We start from the raw sequence: 16,681 nt of genomic DNA on the forward strand, positions 1-16,681 counted from the left end.
TTTTATTTCAAACGGAGAGCCATCTGTGCCGTGGGTGTGGCAGAAACTTCCTATGTGACCATAGTATTGGCTCCATCGCCTTTCAGTAGTTCCGTGGAAACTCTTACCAATAAATATCCTTCTTTCACTGTTGATTCCAGGTGGGGAACCATGTCGCGAACCCATTGGACACTGGAAACTCCTCCTCCAGGAATATCTATTTCCAATCAAGGTGTAGTGTCCGGCTTGACTTCCAATTCCGTCTTTTGGACGAATGTAACGGTATCCTCGGACAAATGTCCTGGACAAGAATGGACAAAGAGACTGGAAATAAGAAGAGAGTTTGCTTATACGGGAGGTTCGCAGTCTATTACATTGGCTCCGGGTAAATACAAAATGGAATGTTACGGTGCAGAAGGAGGGATTGGCTATATAAATAAAGGGAAAGCGGGAACGCCAGGCAGAGGCGGATACAGCAAAGGAGAATTGGTATTAACCTCTTCAAGAACCTTCTATGCATACGTCGGAGGAAGGGGAGGAGACGCAGCAAAAAGTTGTAGTAAATATTGTGGGGGTGGTAGTCCGGGTTGGAACGGTGGTGCTTGGGGAGGTGACGATGACACAGACGACAACGGTGGAGGTGGAGGCGGTGCCAGTGACATCCGTTTGGTTTACGGTAACCTTTATTCTAGAATCATGGTAGCCGGTGGTGGCGGAGGAGCAAAAGGAAATTCTACTGCAGGTTCCGGAGGAGGTATATGGGGAGGCGGTACCTATGGTGGAGGGCAGACCGGCAGTTCTACTTATTGGGGATCAGGTGCCAATGGACAAAATGGGGCAAATGGAGCTTGTGGAGGCGGCGGTGGAGGTGGAGGTTACTACGGTGGCTCTTATGCTGCAAGAAACACAGGTGGTGGTGGTTCCGGTTTCGTATCTGGAATGTCGGGATGCAATGCCATTACGGGCGATGGGAATCTAACCCCGACAGGGCAACCTAATCATTATAGCGGCCTTATCTTTCAAAATGCCAGTATGTCAAGTGGGGTGCAATCAGGAAATGGAAAAGTGCGGATTAGTCCGCTGAACTAAAAGTAAAAAAACAGGATAATGGAGCAGTGGAAAAAATAGTTTTTCCACTGCTCTATTTTTGCCAATTTTTTACTCCCAAAAATAAAGGATATGTTTTCTACTCAAAAAGAGTATGTTTTTGATGCAAAAAGAGGCTCTTTTTGTACTAAAAAGAGCCTCTTTTTTTTCAAACTAAATATCCATTTTCAATGGATGCCTGTAAAAAATAAATAAGTATTTGATATTAAATATATTAGTAATCATATTTAGATACATCCGGCTTAATGATCAAACCCGTTATTTTTAAACCTATCGTTTTGCTACCGAAAACCTATCATTTTTACCTCAAAAACGATAGGTTTTTAACATGAAAATGATAGGTTTTTAAAAAGGGGGATTTATTAGCCGAAAAAATGCACGGTTTCATGATGAAAAATCAAAGAGGTAAAACAGGGGGAAGAAAAGTGGTACGGAGTTGGTTCGGCGGATACCCAGCCAATGGCAGGAACAAAAAAGCACGAAAGAATTTGTTCCCGCCAATAGCGGGAAGAAATTTTTACGAACGGATGACTTCCCGCAAACTGCGGCAGGAAAAAACCAGATACTAATGCCACTATTTGACGTCGTGCCCGAACGGGGTGAGCGCCAAGGTCGCCAGTTTGAAATGCTGCAAGCCGAAAGGAATGCCGATAAGCGTGATGCAAAGCAGGATTCCGAAAAACAGGTGCGATAAGGCAATCCATATGCCCCCGCACAGCAGCCAAAAGATGTTCATGATGAGGGAGAGGCATCCGCTGGCGCACTCTTTGTGCACGATTTCCCGGCCAAAGGGCCACAAAGCCAGGATGCCTAATTTTAACGTCTGTAATCCGAAAGGAATACCGATAATGGTAATACACAGAATAATGCTGGAAATGAAGTATTCGAGGGCGGTTAAAATTCCTCCGAATAAAAGCCAGATGATGTTACCGAAAGTTTTCATAACAGGTTTAATGATTGTCCGTCGTTTTTTTAGGAACGGCTCTTTTTACGACAAATATACTTAGTTCATACAACATATACATCGGAATGGCCAGCAGGAACATGCTGAACAGGTCGGCAGGCGTGAGGATGGCGGAAACAATCAGTATCACGATGAATGCGTGCCGGCGGTATTTTTTCAGGTGGCGGGTGGTAACCATCCCCGTTTTGGCCAGAAAGAACGCGAGTATGGGTATTTCAAAAACGGCACCCATGGCGATGGACAAGGTGGTGAATGTGGAAATGTAGGAGGAGAGTGTGATTTTATTCTCGACAAATTCACTCACCTGGTAGGTTCCCAAAAACCGGAACGACATCGGGAAAATGGCGTAGTAATTCAGCAGCAGCCCGCAGAAAAAAAGAATGAATGCGGCAACTATGGTTCGGGTGGAATACTTCCGTTCGTTTTCGTACAAAGCGGGTTTGATAAAGCCGAAAAGCTGGTATATGATGTACGGGGAGGCGATAACCAGTCCGACGTAGAATGCCGCGCTCATGTGTACGATGAGCTGTGATGCCAGTTGTGTGTTAATCAAATCGACGTGAAATTCTCCCGGACAGAGAGCGGGGAATTGAAAGTAAGCCGCCAGTTTGCACAGGGCTCTGTATGTAATGAAATCGGAACGATGGGGAGCGAAAAGAATATCGAAAAGAAGCTCTTTGTTGATAAAGGCAATGACAGCGATAATACAGACTGCGACAGCTATACGGAAGAGGACTTTTCTGAGTTCATCCAGATGGTCCCAGAAAGTCATTTCTTGTTCCTGATTGTCGTTTGCCATGAAGAAGAATTAATTTTCTTTTTCTTCCGTTTCGTCTTTTGTTTCTTCTCCTACGCCGTTCATCCCGTCTTTGAAACTTTTAACTCCCTTCCCCAATCCTTTCATCAGTTCTGGAATTTTCTTTCCGCCGAAGAATAATAAAACGACTAGTCCGATAACCAGCAATTCGGTGGTTCCGATCATATATACCATGTTCATTTTTGTATGGGATTAAATGTGATGTATTCCGTTCGGGGACAAAGATACGCAAGTAAATGAAAATCGAAAATGGAAAATTGGAATTTTACGGCTTTATATCTGGAATTTATTTTAAATTTGTGCTTCTTAACTTATCAGATTTCTACGTAGTATGAGCGGATTTTTTGGTTGCGTATCCCGCAAAGAATGTGTTGCCGATGTATTTTACGGTACGGATTATCATTCCCATCTGGGAACGAAAAAGGCGGGGATGGCTTTTTTTAACGGAGAGGACTTTGTGCGTTCTATCCACAGCATTGAAAGCGCTTATTTCAGGAATAAATTTGAACCGGAGCTGGAGAGATTCCGGGAATCGTATCTGGGTATCGGTGTGATTAGCGATATGGAGTCGCAGCCGATTGCGGTGACGTCGCATTTGGGGCGATTCGCCGTCGTGTTAGTAGGGCGTATCGATAATTTGGACGAGATAGTGGCGGAGTTGCTGAAAGAGAAGATTCATTTTGCGGAGTTATCAAGCTCGGCCATTAATCCGACGGAAGTCGTAAGTATTTTGATTAACAAGGGGGAGACCTTTAAAGAGGGAATAGAGAAAATGTATGCAACGGTGAAAGGTTCTTGCTCCATTCTTATATTGACGGACCATTGTATTTATGCCGCACGGGACCGATTCGGGCGTACGCCGATTATTATCGGAAAGAATGAATTCGGCTATGTAGTGGCGAGCGAAAGTTCGTCTTTTACGAATCTGGGCTATAACATTGTCCGCGATTTGGGACCGGGAGAGGCTATCCGTTTGTCGAAGGACGGTTTTACGACCATCATTGCTCCCGGTTGCCGCAAGCAGATATGCTCGTTCCTGTGGGTATATTACGGTTATCCGTCCGCGTATTACGAAGGCATCAATGTGGAGGATGCGCGTTACCGTTGCGGTGCCGCTATGGCGAAACGCGATAAATTGAAAGCGGATTTTGCTGCCGGAATTCCGGATTCCGGTGTGGGACATGCTATCGGCTATTCCAATGAAAAGGGGATTCCTTACAAACGCCCTTTTGTGAAATATACGCCTACCTGGCCGCGTAGCTTCATGCCCCAGAACCAAAGTATGCGCGATTTGGTGGCCAAGATGAAATTGTTGCCCAACGAGGCTTTTACCCGTGGGGCGAAAATCGTTTTTCTCGATGATTCCATTGTCCGGGGAACACAGCTGAAAGACAATGTGGTTAAGTTGCGGGAATGCGGTGTGAAGGAAGTGCACATCCGAATCGCCTGTCCTCCGTTGGTTTTTCCTTGCCGTTTCCTGAATTTCTCGACCTCCCGTTCTACATTCGATTTGTTTGCCCGGCGGGTCATCCGCGATTTGGAGGGGACTTCCGAACTGACGGAAGAGATATTGAAACCGTATACGGATCCCGATTCGCCCAAATACAAAGAGATGGTGAAAGTCATGTGTGAGCACCTGCAATTGGATTCTCTCCAGTTCCAGCGTTTGGATGATTTGGTGGCAGCTATCGGCTTGCCCAAAGAGCAATTGTGTACGCATTGCTGGGACAATTCCAGTTATATGGAATAATACTTTACGTTTACGGAAAATCCCTGTCCGGGCCGTTTTGTACAAATGGTTATGCACTATTTTGTATTATATAAAAATAATGGGTATGAATGATATAATTGAAAGAATGCGACGCGGCGATCGGATTACGGAGCATGAGCCCGATTTTCCTCGTTTGTGTGAAGAAGTGGAGAATACGCGGCGGCTCATTGGGGAGCTGAACACGGGTTACCACTCGCCCGATGAAGTGCGGGCATTGCTTGAACGTATCTGGGGACAGCCGTTGGATGCTTCGGTACGCATGTTTCCACCGTTCTATACGGCTTTCGGAAAGACGACTCGTGTAGGCAAAGAGGTTTTTATCAATTTTGGATGCACGTTTCTTGATCAGGGTGGGATTACGATAGAGGACGGTGTATTTATCGGGCCGGGTGCCAAAATTCTTACAGAAGGACATCCCGAACAACCTGAAATCCGCCACACTTTGCAGACGCAACCGGTCATTATCTGCCGTAAGGCATGGATCGGAGCGGGAGCGATTATTTTGCCGGGGGTGACGGTTGGAGAGAATGCAATCGTGGCAGCCGGAGCTGTCGTTACGAAGGATGTGCCCGACAATGCTGTTGTTGCGGGCGTACCCGCAAAAGTATTAAGGAATATAAAAAATACTAATTTATGAACAACAAATCAATTGTGCTTCTCGTGATATGGGCTGTAATTGTTATTGGAGCTGCCTGTAAAAGAACAAATAATTCAAATAACGAAAACAATATGAAAGAACTGAATTTGACTGCTGAGTGGGACAAGACCTTTCCCAAAAGCGACAAGGTAGACCACAGCAAGGTAACCTTCACTAACCGCTACGGTATTACGCTGGCTGCAGATCTCTATGTTCCGAGAAATGCGAAGGGTAAATTGCCTGCTATCGCTGTCTGCGGACCGTTTGGAGCCGTTAAGGAGCAGGCATCGGGACTTTATGCCCAGATTATGGCCGAGCGCGGTTTCCTGACTATTGCTTTTGATCCTTCCTATACCGGAGAGAGCGGTGGGGAACCGCGCTATGTCGTATCGCCGGATATTAACACGGAGGATTTCTCTGCTGCTGTCGATTTCTTGGCTACTAACGACAAGGTTGATTCCGAACGGATCGGCATCATCGGTATCTGTGGTTGGGGAGGATTGGCAATTAATGCGGCAGCCGCCGACCCACGCATCAAAGCAACGGTTGCTTCTACGATGTATGACATGAGTCGTGTGAATGCCAACGGTTATTTCGATGCCAACGATAATGCTCGGGCGCGCAATGAACTCCGCAAGACGCTTGCCGCACAGCGTACGGAGGATTTTCGCAACGGTTTCCCAAAACCGGGTGGTGGCGTTCCCGATGAATTGCCGGCTGATGCTCCGCAGTTTTTCAAGGATTACTATGACTATTACAAAACTTCGCGCGGGTATCATTCCCGTTCGCTTAACTCCAATCAGGGACGGAATGCAACGGGAGCGATTCCATTTATCAATTTCCCGCTTATGAGCCGTGCGGATGAAATCGAAAATGCCGTGCTTGTCATTCATGGCGAAAAGGCCCATTCCCGCTATTTCGGCGAGGATGCGTTCAGAAAATTGACGGGCGACAACAAGGAGCTGATGATTATTCCTGGCGCTAACCACACGGATTTATATGACAATCTCGATGTAATTCCGTTCGATAAGTTAGAGACATTCTTTCAAAACAACCTCAAATAAATAATGATCCGTGTTATGGGATAAACTTGCTTTTGCCTTTGCTTATTCGTATCTTTGACATTCCGAGACAGAGGAATGTGGTGAATATATTTACTTAAATAAAAATAGGATAGTATGAGAAAATGGTTAGTGGTGCTGTGTATGTCGTTTTTTGCGACAACGTTTGCACAACAAAAAGAGTGGCAGGATCCCGGAAAGAATCAGATTAACCGGGTGCCGACACGTGCCGCTTATTTCGCTTATCCCTGCGAGAAATGCGCACAGAAAGGGGAGAAGCAGAATGCCGTGAATTTTATGTCTTTGAACGGATTGTGGAAATTCAACTGGGTGAAAGACCAGACGGAACGGCCGGTGAATTTTTACAAAACCGATTTTGAGGATCGGCATTGGGTCGATTTCCCTGTACCCGCCTTGTGGGAATTGAATGGATACGGAGATGCTATTTACAAAAATGTCGGGTATGCGTGGGCGAATCAGTTCAAGCCGAACCCTCCGTTTGTAGAGACGAAAAACAATTATGTCGGTTCTTACCGGAAAACGGTGGAAATCCCTGCCGCATGGAAGGGGCAGGAGGTGTATCTGCATGTCGGTTCGGCGACGTCCAATCTGTATGTATGGGTGAACGGACAGTTTGTGGGATACAGCGAGGACAGCAAAATGGCTGCCGAATTTAATATCACGAAATACCTCAAGCCGGGCAAGAATCTGATTGCCATGCAGATTTACCGCTGGTGTGACGGAAGCTATCTGGAGGACCAGGATTTCTGGCGGCTGTCCGGAATCGGCAGGGATGTGTATCTGTACGCCCGTACGCCGCTGCATGTCGAGGACCTGTTCATTATTCCCGACCTGGATGCCGATTATCGGGATGGAAGTCTGAATATTGTGGCTCAGTTGAATAAACCTGCCGTTGCGAATGTAGAGTTTTCCCTGTGTGAACTGACGGGAGAAGAGGTGGCGAAAACAACGGTAAAATCCGATGCGAAAGGGAATGTGAAGACCGTATTGCAGGTGAAAAATCCGGCTAAATGGAGTGCGGAGGAACCGAATCTGTATCTTCTGATGGTGCAGTTGAAAGACAATAAAGGCAATGTGTTGGAGACTATTCCGCAGAAAGTGGGTTTCCGGAAGATAGAACAGAAGGACGGACAGATATGGGTGAACGGAAAAGCCGTTTTGTTCAAGGGTGCTGACCGGCATGAGATGGATCCGCTGACGGGATATGTCGTAACCAAAGACAGAATGATCGAGGATATCCGCATTTTGAAGGAGAACAACCTGAATGCGGTACGTACGTGCCACTATCCGGATGATCCGCTCTGGTATGAATTGTGCGATGAATATGGAATTTATCTGGTTTGCGAGGCCAATATCGAATCCCACGGAATGGGTTACGGCGACAAGACGCTCGCCAAGCATCCGGATTTCGCGCTGGCTCACCTGGAACGGAATCAGCGTATGGTGGAGGCTTTCAAGAATCATCCGTCCATTATTTTCTGGTCACTGGGAAATGAAGCTGGCGATGGTCCTAACTTCGAGGCTTGTTACAAGTGGATAAAGAATCGTGACCACAGTCGTCCGGTACAGTATGAAAGAGCCGTAACGGCTGCCCATACCGATGTGTATTGTCCGATGTACAGCACGTTGGAGACAATGGAGAAATGGGCGAAGAATGATGACAAGCGCCCTATGATTATGTGCGAGTATGCGCATGCTATGGGAAATTCGGAAGGCGGATTCAAGGAATATTGGGATTTGATCCGTAAGTATCCGAAGTTGCAGGGCGGTTTTATCTGGGATTATGTAGACCAGGGATTCCGGGGATATTCGGAAAAGGGTGACATGATTTACACGTATGGCGGCGACTACGGAAAATATCATGGATCCGACAACAATTTCAACTGCAACGGTCTGATCAGTCCCGATCGGATACTGAATCCCCACATGTATGAGGTGAAAAAAGTATATCAGTCCGTTTGGACGACACCGGCGGATGTAAAGAACGGGAAAGTGAATGTTTACAATGAAAACTTTTTCGCAGACCTTTCCGATTGCTATCTGGAGTGGCAGATATTGAGTGACGGAGAAGCGGTATTGCAGGGCGTGGTGTATGATTTGAATGTAGAGCCTCAGGCGACCCGTACCGTGGAATTGGGGTATAAGGAAGCCGATCTGCCTGCTGGCAAAGAGGTGCTGCTGAATGTTTCTTATAAGTTGAAGAAGGCTAAACAGCTGCTGGAAGCCGGTTATGCGGTGGCGCAAGACCAGTTGCCGATAAAAGCATATGATGCTTTTGATGCTTCCATTGCGGCGGAAGAGAATAAGGTGGAAATCTACGAGGATTTGGCCCATATCGAGTTGAAAGCGGATGAAGTGGTGGCTATGTTTAATAAGGAAACTGGCTGGCTGGAGAGTATCTCGCTGAATGGTCTGGAATTATTGAAAGACGGATTCGCTTTGCGCCCCAATTTCTGGCGTGCACCAACGGACAATGACATGGGTGCCGGTATGCAATACCGTTTCGGAGCATGGAAAAATCCGGAAATGAAGAAGAAAGAGTTGAAAGTGGAACAGGACGGTAACAATGCGCTGGTTACGGCGGTGTATGAATTGCCTGCCGTTTCGGCGGAACTGACGATGGTTTATGAGATGAATGCGGCGGGAGAACTGAAAGTGAATGAGAAGATGACAGTCGATAAGTCGAAAGAGAAAATGCCGCATCTGTTCCGTTTTGGCATGCAGTTGGTTATGCCGCAACAGTTCGACCGCATCGACTATTACGGGAGAGGACCGGTGGAAAATTATCCGGACCGGAAATATTCGCAGAATATCGGCCGTTACCGTCAGCTGGTGAAAGACCAGTATTATCCTTACATCCGTCCACAGGAGTCTGGAACGAAATCGGATATCCGCTGGTGGAAAGTGGTGGACATCGACGGGCGCGGGCTGATGGTGCGCTCCGATGCGCCTTTCTACGCTTCTGCGCTGGAATACAGCCAGGAGGACCTGGATGACGGATTGGAGAAAAAGCAGCGCCATTCGGGAGAACTGAAGCCCCGTGACTATACGACCGTATCGATAGACGGCCACCACATGGGGCTGGGGTGCAAAGACAGTTGGGGAGCCTGGCCGTGGGAACAATACCGTTTGCCTTACGGCGATTACTCCTTTAACTTTGTCCTTACTCCGATAAGAAAGCATTAAAAAGAGCTGCTAATGCAGCTCTTAAAAGGAAACCGGTCGAAAAGTAATATTTCGACCGGTTTTCGTGTAGTTAGTTGGTTTTTAATATTGATGTTCTTCTGTTTGCAATTCTTCCTGACTGATGGGTTTACGGGTCAAAGCTCTCCAGGCGTACCAAATGTAGGCGGCTACAAATGGTATAATGAGGGAGACGTATGACATGGCTTTTAACGTAAATTCAGATGAAGAAGCGTTGTAGATTGTCAGCGAAGACTGCAAGTCGCTGGTGGAGGGGTAGAATGAGGTGTTGTTGAATCCTACCAGGATAAAGAGGGCGATAACGGCCAGAATACTTCCGCATCCGGTGAACCAGATGCCTTTACGCCATTCGGGGTGAAGCAGGGTTTTTATGATGCCGTAAAGAACGGCAACGACTCCGATAAGCAATAGTACTGTGTTGGCGGGCATTTCTAGTAGATTGTGGAAATATTTGTAGGATACGGTTTCGATGTTTCCTTCCATGTCTATGCCGAATCCTTTACTGCAGAAAATGATGCCTAAAAATATCAGTAAGAAGATGACGAATAGAATGGCATTCCGGCTTAATTGCTTAAGGCTCCGCTTGTGGATGTCGGGATGGGCTACCGTATTGATAAAAAACAGGCAGGCTAATGTGCGGGCTAAGAAAAAGACAGCTAGGGCAAGGAAATAGTTGGTGAGAACAAATAATGCGTCCAATCCGCGCCAGGGGGTCATCCAGTGTACCTGCATCATTTCATTCAGTTGGAAGGGGGAGCCTGTAAAGAAGGTAGCGACAGCGGCACCTATTAGGAGCGGGGCTGCCACTCCGTTTATGATTAGGAAAATCTCGTATGTACGTTGTCCGAGAAAATTCCGGGGCTTTTTCCGGTATTCATAAGATACAGCCTGAATGACAAAGGAGAAAAGTATAAGCATCCATACAATGTATGCCCCACCGAAGCTGGTCGAGTAGAAAAGCGGGAAGCTGGCGAAGAATGCCCCTCCGAAAACGACTAAGGTCGTAAAAGTAAATTCCCATTTCCGGCCGAGGCTGTTGATGAGGAGATTTTTTTCTTCCGGCGTTTTACCGAGGGTGTACAGTAGACTTTGTCCGCCTTGTACGAATAGCAGGAAAACCAATATGCCGCCTAATACGGAAATTAGTATCCACCAGTAATGTTGTAATATATCTAAAGACATAATTTATTGTTTTTAATGAGTGAATTAAGGTATAAATTATTTCGCTTCTTTTTTAATCTGGGTAAACATGATTTTCAATTCGGCTATCAGGAGAATGGTGAAAAGCACGGCAAACATCCAGAAGGTGGTGACTACCCACGGCGAAGCAATGCGGGTCACGGCTGCCGAGGTGGGTAATAAATCCTGTACTACCCACGGTTGGCGTCCTACTTCCGCAACGACCCAGCCGCACTGGGATGCTATGTAGGCTAACGGAACACAGATGATAGCTACGTAGGGAATGAATTTGAATTTTTCAAATTGGCGTTTGCGGGCATACCACCAGCTGATGATGAAAAGTGTCATGAATAAAAAGCCCAATCCGACCATAATCCGGAAACAATAAAACACCAACGGGATGTGAGGGATGGATTCATATTCCGATTGCAGGTATCCATAACCGAAATCTGGATAGTTGGTTTTTAATGTGCTTAATGCCGAAGCGGCAGCTTCTTCGTCTTTTATTTCAATAGCCTGTTTGTAATTTCTTAGTGCTTCAATAGCTAATCTCCCGTTTTCCATTCTTTGTCTGACGGGCGGGAATACTTCGCCGGTCTCGGATGTGTAACCGTCTAAAATATTTTGTATACCCGGGATATAAGCGTCTGTTGTACGGTAAGCTAAAAACGATAACATGCCGGGGAATGCTACTTTCATGGTGGTTGTTTTCAAGTGTTGTTTGCTTGGGTCTGGATGCTCTTGCAAGATGCCGATAACGGTTAATTCCATGTTTTTGCCTCCTTCGTTCAATCCTTCCATGGCGGCGAATTTCATCGGTTGGGTTTTTGCTACGTCTTGTGCGCTCGTATCTCCAGAGAACATGGTAACGAGTATACTCCATATGCCGAATACGGAAGCCAGCAAAATACTTTGCCTTGCCAGGTCAAGTTGTTTTTTCTTTAAAATAAACCAAGTGCTTACTCCAATAACAAAGCAGGCGGATAGAGTGTAAGCGGATGTGACAGTATGGAAAAATTTGCTGACAGCAGTCGGGGATAGCAGGACAGACCAAAAGTCGTCCATTTCGTTGCGTGCGGTAAACGGATTAAATTCCATACCTACTGGGTTTTGCATCCAGGCGTTGGCAACTAGTATCCACAAAGCGGAAATATTGGAGCCGATAAATACCATCCAGGTGGATAGCAGATGAAAACGACGGCTGACTTTGTTCCAGCCGAAAAACATAACGGCCACAAATGTCGCTTCAAGAAAAAAAGCTAAAAGTCCCTCGATGGCTAAAGGGGCTCCAAAGATATCCCCGACGAACCAAGAGTAATTAGACCAATTTGAACCGAATTGAAATTCCAGGATGAGGCCGGTTGCGACCCCGATTGCGAAGTTGATACCGAACAGTTTCATCCAGAATTTGGTGGCTTTCAGCCATTCTTCTTTGCCCGTGCGTACCCAGATGGTTTCCATAATAGCGATTAGAAAGGATAAACCAAGGGTGAGCGGAACAAACATGTAATGATAGATGGCGGTCATGGCAAATTGCCAGCGAGACCACTCGACCAAAGAAGTTGAAGAGATTTCGTACATCATAGGATTTATGGTTTGTTAATTAATTCATTCAGGACATGTTCACTTTTTTCCCGGTCAGAGTTGTAGTGTGTATTCAGATAGTTGGGCATCAACAGAAATTTGAATACTAAAAATAGTATCAATACTTTTATAATTACAATTGTCCATAATATTTTTCCCCACTGGGGCATGTTACGGAATCCGTCGTAATATAAGTGCCATATCTGTTTTAACATTTTGTTTGTGTAAATGCTACTCTGTAATTTTTAATAAAGAACGTAATAAAGGTATAAATGTTTTTTTGAAGTATAAAATAGTTCTTTTTTTATCTGTCAATTATTTCTTTATTTTTGAACGTGATAAAATAAGTCGGATATGAATAATTCGGGAAAATATGTTTTGGGGCTAGTGGTTTTGTGTTTGGTGGTTTTTGCGTGCTGGTATTTTTCGTCGGTGATTGCTTATGTATTGATTGCTGCCGTCGTCTCTTTTATTGGCAGACCACTCGTTAATTGGTTGGGAAGGATAGAAATTCGGGGAATAAAATTGCCGAGTGCTGTTAAGGCTGCATTGACATTAGGGTTATTGTGGGCGGTTTTTATCTTCTTTTTTATTACGGTTATTCCTTTAGTCATCAATGAATTCAGACATTTAAGTGATACAAGCGTTGAGCAGGTTGTTTTGAAATTGGAAGCTCCTTTGGAAGATATGGGAAATACGTTGAGTCAATATGGCGCCATAGACCGTCATGAAGATGTAAAACGATATGTTTCTGATAATTTAGTGGAGTTTGTAAGTGGTACCCGTATTAAATCTTTTTTCGGGACGGTGGCAGGAACGGTAAGTGGTCTTGTGGTGGCATTTTTTTCTATCACTTTTATTGCTTTTTTCTTTTTAAAAGATCGTTACTTGTTTTCTCGGATTATTTTGGCATTGTTGCCTGCTCGCTATGAGGAAAGCGGACAAAATGCGCTCGATTCGATACAGAAACTTTTAGTGCGTTATTTCGGTGGAATGTTTGTGGATGTAATAAGTATTATGACACTGAATACGATAGGGTTGTCTCTTGTTGGACTGAATTTTTCTCATGCGATAGTAGTTGGGGTTGTGTCCGGGGTGTTGAATGTTATTCCTTATATTGGTCCTTTGATTGGAATTCTTTTCGGAATGGTTGTCGGAATTGTGTCAAATATGGAACTTCCATTCTATTCGGAAGTATTTCCTCTCCTTATATATATGGTAGTGGCTATGTTTGTGACGCAAGTAGTGGATAGTGCATTTTTACAACCGTTTATATATGGAAATAGCGTGCATGCGCATCCATTGGAAATCTTTTTGGTTATATTGATGGCGGGAAGCATTGCCGGAATTCCGGGTATGATTTTAGCGATACCTTCTTATACGGTTTTGCGGGTAATACTAAAAGAGTTTTTCAATAAATACAGATTAGTAAAAAAGCTAACGCAAAGTTTGGAACATTAAAGAACTGTTCCGAATGACGTCAGCTTTTAATTTTTTTATAGCAATGCTATTTTCAGAACTTCGGAGATTGTATCTACATAGTGGAATTTCAATCCTTTCAGATATTCTTTTTTAATATCCTCAATATCTTTTCGATTTTCGCTACATAAAATAATCTCTTTGATTCCTGCCCGTTTGGCTGCTAAGATTTTTTCCCGGATACCGCCTACTGGCAATACTTTGCCTCGTAGTGTGATTTCTCCGGTCATGGCCAGTGCTTTTTTAACTTTTCGTCCCGTTAGTGCGGATACCAATGCCGTCACCATTGTTATTCCGGCAGACGGTCCGTCTTTTGGGACGGCTCCTGCGGGCACATGTACATGAATATTTTTTTCATCGAAAAGATTTTCGGGAACACCGATTTCTTTGGCATGCGATTTAATGTATTCAAGTGCCAAAGTGGCAGATTCTTTCATGACATCACCCAAATTACCTGTCAGACTTAGTGCTCCTTTGCCTTTACTGTAACTGGCTTCAATGAATAGGATTTCTCCTCCCACAGCAGTCCATGCTAATCCGGTGACAACACCCGGCAACTCATTGCCTTGATATTCCTCTCTTGAGAAAATAGGAGTGCCTAAGTATTTATGGATGTTTTCGGGGACAATAACCACATGGAAGCTACTATCTATGGCTACTTTATGGGCAACTTGACGCATTATCTTGGCAATTGCTTTATCCAAACTTCGTACTCCGGATTCTCTTGTGTATTTTTCTATAATGGAATCAAGAACTTCTTCCGAGAATTCGATGTGTTTCGTTTCGAGTCCGTGATTGAGCATCTGTTTCGGTATCAGATGGCGTTTGGCAATTTCCCGTTTTTCCTCTAACAGATAACCGCTGACTTCGATTATTTCCATTCGGTCACGCAAAGGTGGCGCAATTGTGGATAAGTCATTAGCGGTGGCTATGAACATTACTTTTGAAAGGTCGTAATCGATGTCTAAGAAGTTATCGTGGAAATTCGTATTTTGTTCAGGATCCAATACTTCCAGCAAGGCGGATTGCGGATCTCCTCGGAAATCATTTCCTACTTTGTCAATCTCATCCAGAATGAATACTGGATTAGAGGAACCTGCTTTTTTAATACTTTGAATAATTCTTCCGGGCATGGCTCCGATATAAGTTTTTCGATGTCCGCGAATTTCCGATTCATCGTGCAATCCGCCTAATGACATGCGAACAAACTCTCTACCGATAGCCTTGGCAACGGATTTTCCAAGTGAGGTTTTGCCGACACCTGGAGGCCCGTATAAGCATAAAATCGGGGATTTCATGTCGGCTTTTAATTTTAAAACAGCCAAATACTCTAAAATCCGTTCTTTCACTTTCTCCAGTCCAAAGTGTTCGCTATCCAAAACCTTTTGGGCGTTTTTCAAATTTAGCTTATCCTTTGTATAGTGTTCCCAAGGCAATTCCAACAGTTCCCTCAAATAATTGTATTGTATGGAATAATCGGGAGAAGCCGGATTCAGACGTTTTAGCTTATCTAATTCTTTTTCAAATATTTCTTCAACTCTGTTATTCCATTCTTTACCTTGGGCCATTAGTTCCAATTCATCGATTTCCTCCTCAATCGGGTTGTTTCCCAGTTCGTCTTGAATGGTTTTTATTTGTTGATGCAGAAAATATTCTCTTTGTTGTTTGTCAAGTTCATTTTTGACTTTGCTTTCGATATTGTTTTTTAATTCCAATAAATTAAGCTGCTTATTTAGTAGTTCCAGCAATTTGATTGCCCTTTTTTTCAGATTATCTATTTCCAGTAGTTCCTGTTTGCTTTGGTATTCAATATCGGTATTGGAAGAAATAAAATTAATCAAGAAAAACATGCTGTCGATGTTCTGGATGGCATTGCTGACTTCCGCCGGAAGGTTATGAGAAAATTTCATGATTTTCTCTGTCATGTCTTTCAAAGATTTTGCGATAGCACTATATTCCGGATCATTTTCCGGCATTTTTTCTTCCTGTTTTAATTGAATTTTTCCTACATGATAAGGTTCATCGTAAAGAATATCTTCTAGTTTGAATCTTTTTTTACCTTGTAAGATAGCTGTTGTTGTCCCGTTCGGTATTTCTATGATTTTAATAACCGAAGCTACAGTCCCGATTTCGTATAAATCCTGCAATTGGGGATTTTCGATATGCGTATCCTTTTGGGCAATAACTCCTATAAAACTATTTTTCTTATAAGCTGTTTGAATTAAATCTAAAGATTTGCTTCTGCCGATATTAATAGGAATAATGACACCGGGAAATAATACAGTGTTCCGAAGCGGTAATATAGGTAAGGTATCGGGGATATTGTTATTGTCATTCAATGTTGTTTTTTCATCTGTAATGATAGGTAAAAATTCGGCTGATTCATCTGTAATTTTAATCTCTTCCTGTAAATTTCTGATATTTTCCATGTATACTCTCCTCTCAAATTTTAGTTATTACAGAATTTATATTTGTTTCGGCTGACATTTTGTCAATACAAGACAAATATGAACTATTTATTTATATAAGACAATTCTTATGCCAAAATTCTGAAAGAAAACGTATTCTTATTAACATAGGGGATGTTAATGAGTGCTTCATTATTTGATTTGTTGGCTTTCTTATTATTTGGTTAGTAGAGTATTGAGAGGTGTAAAGGAAAAAACATTAAAAAAAGTTGCAAAAAAATTTGGAGAGTAAGTATAGTGGTATTACTTTTGTCGTCGCTTTCCCCTTGAAGGGGGTGAAAAAGAGTTCTTAGAAAGATTGTAGTGACGAGACAGCAAGTGCGACCCTGATATTAGATGATATTTGGGACATATGACTGAGCACATGGAAAAAATAAAGAATTGATATTAATACAATGAAGAGTTTGATC

At 43.9% G+C, this 16,681-nt stretch carries 14 protein-coding genes; 7 read left to right on the forward strand and 7 right to left on the reverse strand.

Going from position 1 to position 16,681, the window contains the following annotated elements:
- Together NFR61_RS10360 and NFR61_RS10365 are read left to right on the forward strand one after the other, a co-directional pair.
- On the forward strand, nt 1-1,068 hold a 1,068-nt coding region (locus NFR61_RS10360), incomplete at its 5' end, for a glycine rich domain-containing protein (protein ID WP_251623768.1).
- Between the two features lie 404 nt (nt 1,069-1,472).
- Nucleotides 1,473-1,655: a hypothetical protein gene (locus NFR61_RS10365; RefSeq protein WP_251623769.1), complete on the forward strand. Its 183-nt coding sequence runs from the start codon at nt 1,473-1,475 to the stop codon at nt 1,653-1,655.
- A gap of 5 nt (nt 1,656-1,660) precedes the next feature.
- Here NFR61_RS10365 and NFR61_RS10370 read toward each other — a convergent pair whose 3' ends face one another.
- Genes NFR61_RS10370 through NFR61_RS10380 form a run of 3 tightly spaced genes read right to left on the reverse strand, consistent with a single transcriptional unit; the run spans nt 1,661 to nt 3,041 of the window.
- Nucleotides 1,661-2,029, reverse strand: a complete 369-nt coding sequence (locus tag NFR61_RS10370; RefSeq protein ID WP_251623771.1) for a YccF domain-containing protein — start codon at nt 2,027-2,029, stop codon at nt 1,661-1,663.
- Between the two features lie 7 nt (nt 2,030-2,036).
- A complete protein-coding gene (gene tatC / locus NFR61_RS10375; RefSeq protein ID WP_251623779.1) occupies nt 2,037-2,849 on the reverse strand; it encodes a twin-arginine translocase subunit TatC in 813 nt (270 codons plus the stop codon).
- A gap of 9 nt (nt 2,850-2,858) precedes the next feature.
- Complete coding sequence (locus NFR61_RS10380) at nt 2,859-3,041, reverse strand: Sec-independent protein translocase subunit TatA/TatB (RefSeq protein ID WP_251623804.1); 183 nt, start codon at nt 3,039-3,041, stop codon at nt 2,859-2,861.
- Nucleotides 3,042-3,198: 157 nt separating this feature from the next.
- Between NFR61_RS10380 and NFR61_RS10385 the strand changes: the two genes are divergently transcribed.
- The 4 genes from NFR61_RS10385 to lacZ all read left to right on the forward strand — a co-directional run bounded on the left by NFR61_RS10385 (nt 3,199) and on the right by lacZ (nt 9,543).
- The gene (locus NFR61_RS10385; protein ID WP_251623781.1) at nt 3,199-4,617 is read left to right on the forward strand and encodes an amidophosphoribosyltransferase; all 1,419 of its coding nucleotides are present in this window, start codon (nt 3,199-3,201) and stop codon (nt 4,615-4,617) included.
- Nucleotides 4,618-4,702: 85 nt separating this feature from the next.
- A complete protein-coding gene (locus NFR61_RS10390; RefSeq protein WP_251623783.1) occupies nt 4,703-5,275 on the forward strand; it encodes a sugar O-acetyltransferase in 573 nt (190 codons plus the stop codon).
- Complete coding sequence (locus tag NFR61_RS10395) at nt 5,272-6,339, forward strand: alpha/beta hydrolase (RefSeq protein ID WP_251623785.1); 1,068 nt, start codon at nt 5,272-5,274, stop codon at nt 6,337-6,339. The genes NFR61_RS10390 and NFR61_RS10395 overlap by 4 nt, the downstream gene beginning before the upstream one ends.
- A 114-nt stretch (nt 6,340-6,453) precedes the next feature.
- Complete coding sequence (gene lacZ / locus NFR61_RS10400) at nt 6,454-9,543, forward strand: beta-galactosidase, LacZ type (RefSeq protein ID WP_251623787.1); 3,090 nt, start codon at nt 6,454-6,456, stop codon at nt 9,541-9,543.
- Between the two features lie 81 nt (nt 9,544-9,624).
- On the opposite strand, the gene cydB is transcribed toward lacZ, so the two are convergent.
- Genes cydB through NFR61_RS10415 form a run of 3 tightly spaced genes read right to left on the reverse strand, consistent with a single transcriptional unit; the run spans nt 9,625 to nt 12,539 of the window.
- On the reverse strand, nt 9,625-10,743 hold the full coding sequence (cydB, locus tag NFR61_RS10405; RefSeq protein ID WP_251623788.1) for a cytochrome d ubiquinol oxidase subunit II: 1,119 nt from the start codon (nt 10,741-10,743) through the stop codon (nt 9,625-9,627).
- A gap of 36 nt (nt 10,744-10,779) precedes the next feature.
- A complete protein-coding gene (locus tag NFR61_RS10410; RefSeq protein WP_420910121.1) occupies nt 10,780-12,321 on the reverse strand; it encodes a cytochrome ubiquinol oxidase subunit I in 1,542 nt (513 codons plus the stop codon).
- 8 nt (nt 12,322-12,329) lie between these two features.
- Nucleotides 12,330-12,539, reverse strand: coding sequence for a DUF4492 domain-containing protein (locus tag NFR61_RS10415; protein WP_277613070.1), 210 nt, complete (start codon nt 12,537-12,539; stop codon nt 12,330-12,332).
- 139 nt (nt 12,540-12,678) lie between these two features.
- On the opposite strand from NFR61_RS10415, the gene NFR61_RS10420 reads away from it, so the two are divergent.
- Nucleotides 12,679-13,785 (forward strand): AI-2E family transporter, encoded by a 1,107-nt coding sequence (locus tag NFR61_RS10420; protein ID WP_251623801.1) that lies wholly within the window; start codon nt 12,679-12,681, stop codon nt 13,783-13,785.
- A gap of 35 nt (nt 13,786-13,820) precedes the next feature.
- On the opposite strand, the gene lon is transcribed toward NFR61_RS10420, so the two are convergent.
- A complete protein-coding gene (lon, locus tag NFR61_RS10425) occupies nt 13,821-16,232 on the reverse strand; it encodes an endopeptidase La (RefSeq protein ID WP_251623802.1) in 2,412 nt (803 codons plus the stop codon).
- Between the last annotated feature and the right edge of the window lie 449 nt (nt 16,233-16,681).

The sequence above is a fragment of the Odoribacter lunatus genome (genome assembly GCF_943193135.1).
Lineage (GTDB): Bacteria > Bacteroidota > Bacteroidia > Bacteroidales > Marinifilaceae > Culturomica > Culturomica lunata.

What these genes read in the sequence shown, in the direction of transcription:
- NFR61_RS10365 (WP_251623769.1), top strand. Translation starts at nt 1,473, where the DNA reads ATGATGAAAAATCAAAGAGGTAAAACAGGGGGAAGAAAAGTGGTACGG.
- NFR61_RS10370 (WP_251623771.1), bottom strand. Translation starts at nt 2,029, where the DNA reads ATGAAAACTTTCGGTAACATCATCTGGCTTTTATTCGGAGGAATTTTA.
- tatC (WP_251623779.1), bottom strand. Translation starts at nt 2,849, where the DNA reads ATGGCAAACGACAATCAGGAACAAGAAATGACTTTCTGGGACCATCTG.
- NFR61_RS10380 (WP_251623804.1), bottom strand. Translation starts at nt 3,041, where the DNA reads ATGGTATATATGATCGGAACCACCGAATTGCTGGTTATCGGACTAGTC.
- NFR61_RS10385 (WP_251623781.1), top strand. Translation starts at nt 3,199, where the DNA reads ATGAGCGGATTTTTTGGTTGCGTATCCCGCAAAGAATGTGTTGCCGAT.
- NFR61_RS10390 (WP_251623783.1), top strand. Translation starts at nt 4,703, where the DNA reads ATGAATGATATAATTGAAAGAATGCGACGCGGCGATCGGATTACGGAG.
- NFR61_RS10395 (WP_251623785.1), top strand. Translation starts at nt 5,272, where the DNA reads ATGAACAACAAATCAATTGTGCTTCTCGTGATATGGGCTGTAATTGTT.
- lacZ (WP_251623787.1), top strand. Translation starts at nt 6,454, where the DNA reads ATGAGAAAATGGTTAGTGGTGCTGTGTATGTCGTTTTTTGCGACAACG.
- cydB (WP_251623788.1), bottom strand. Translation starts at nt 10,743, where the DNA reads ATGTCTTTAGATATATTACAACATTACTGGTGGATACTAATTTCCGTA.
- NFR61_RS10410 (WP_420910121.1), bottom strand. Translation starts at nt 12,321, where the DNA reads ATGTACGAAATCTCTTCAACTTCTTTGGTCGAGTGGTCTCGCTGGCAA.
- NFR61_RS10415 (WP_277613070.1), bottom strand. Translation starts at nt 12,539, where the DNA reads ATGTTAAAACAGATATGGCACTTATATTACGACGGATTCCGTAACATG.
- NFR61_RS10420 (WP_251623801.1), top strand. Translation starts at nt 12,679, where the DNA reads ATGAATAATTCGGGAAAATATGTTTTGGGGCTAGTGGTTTTGTGTTTG.
- lon (WP_251623802.1), bottom strand. Translation starts at nt 16,232, where the DNA reads ATGGAAAATATCAGAAATTTACAGGAAGAGATTAAAATTACAGATGAA.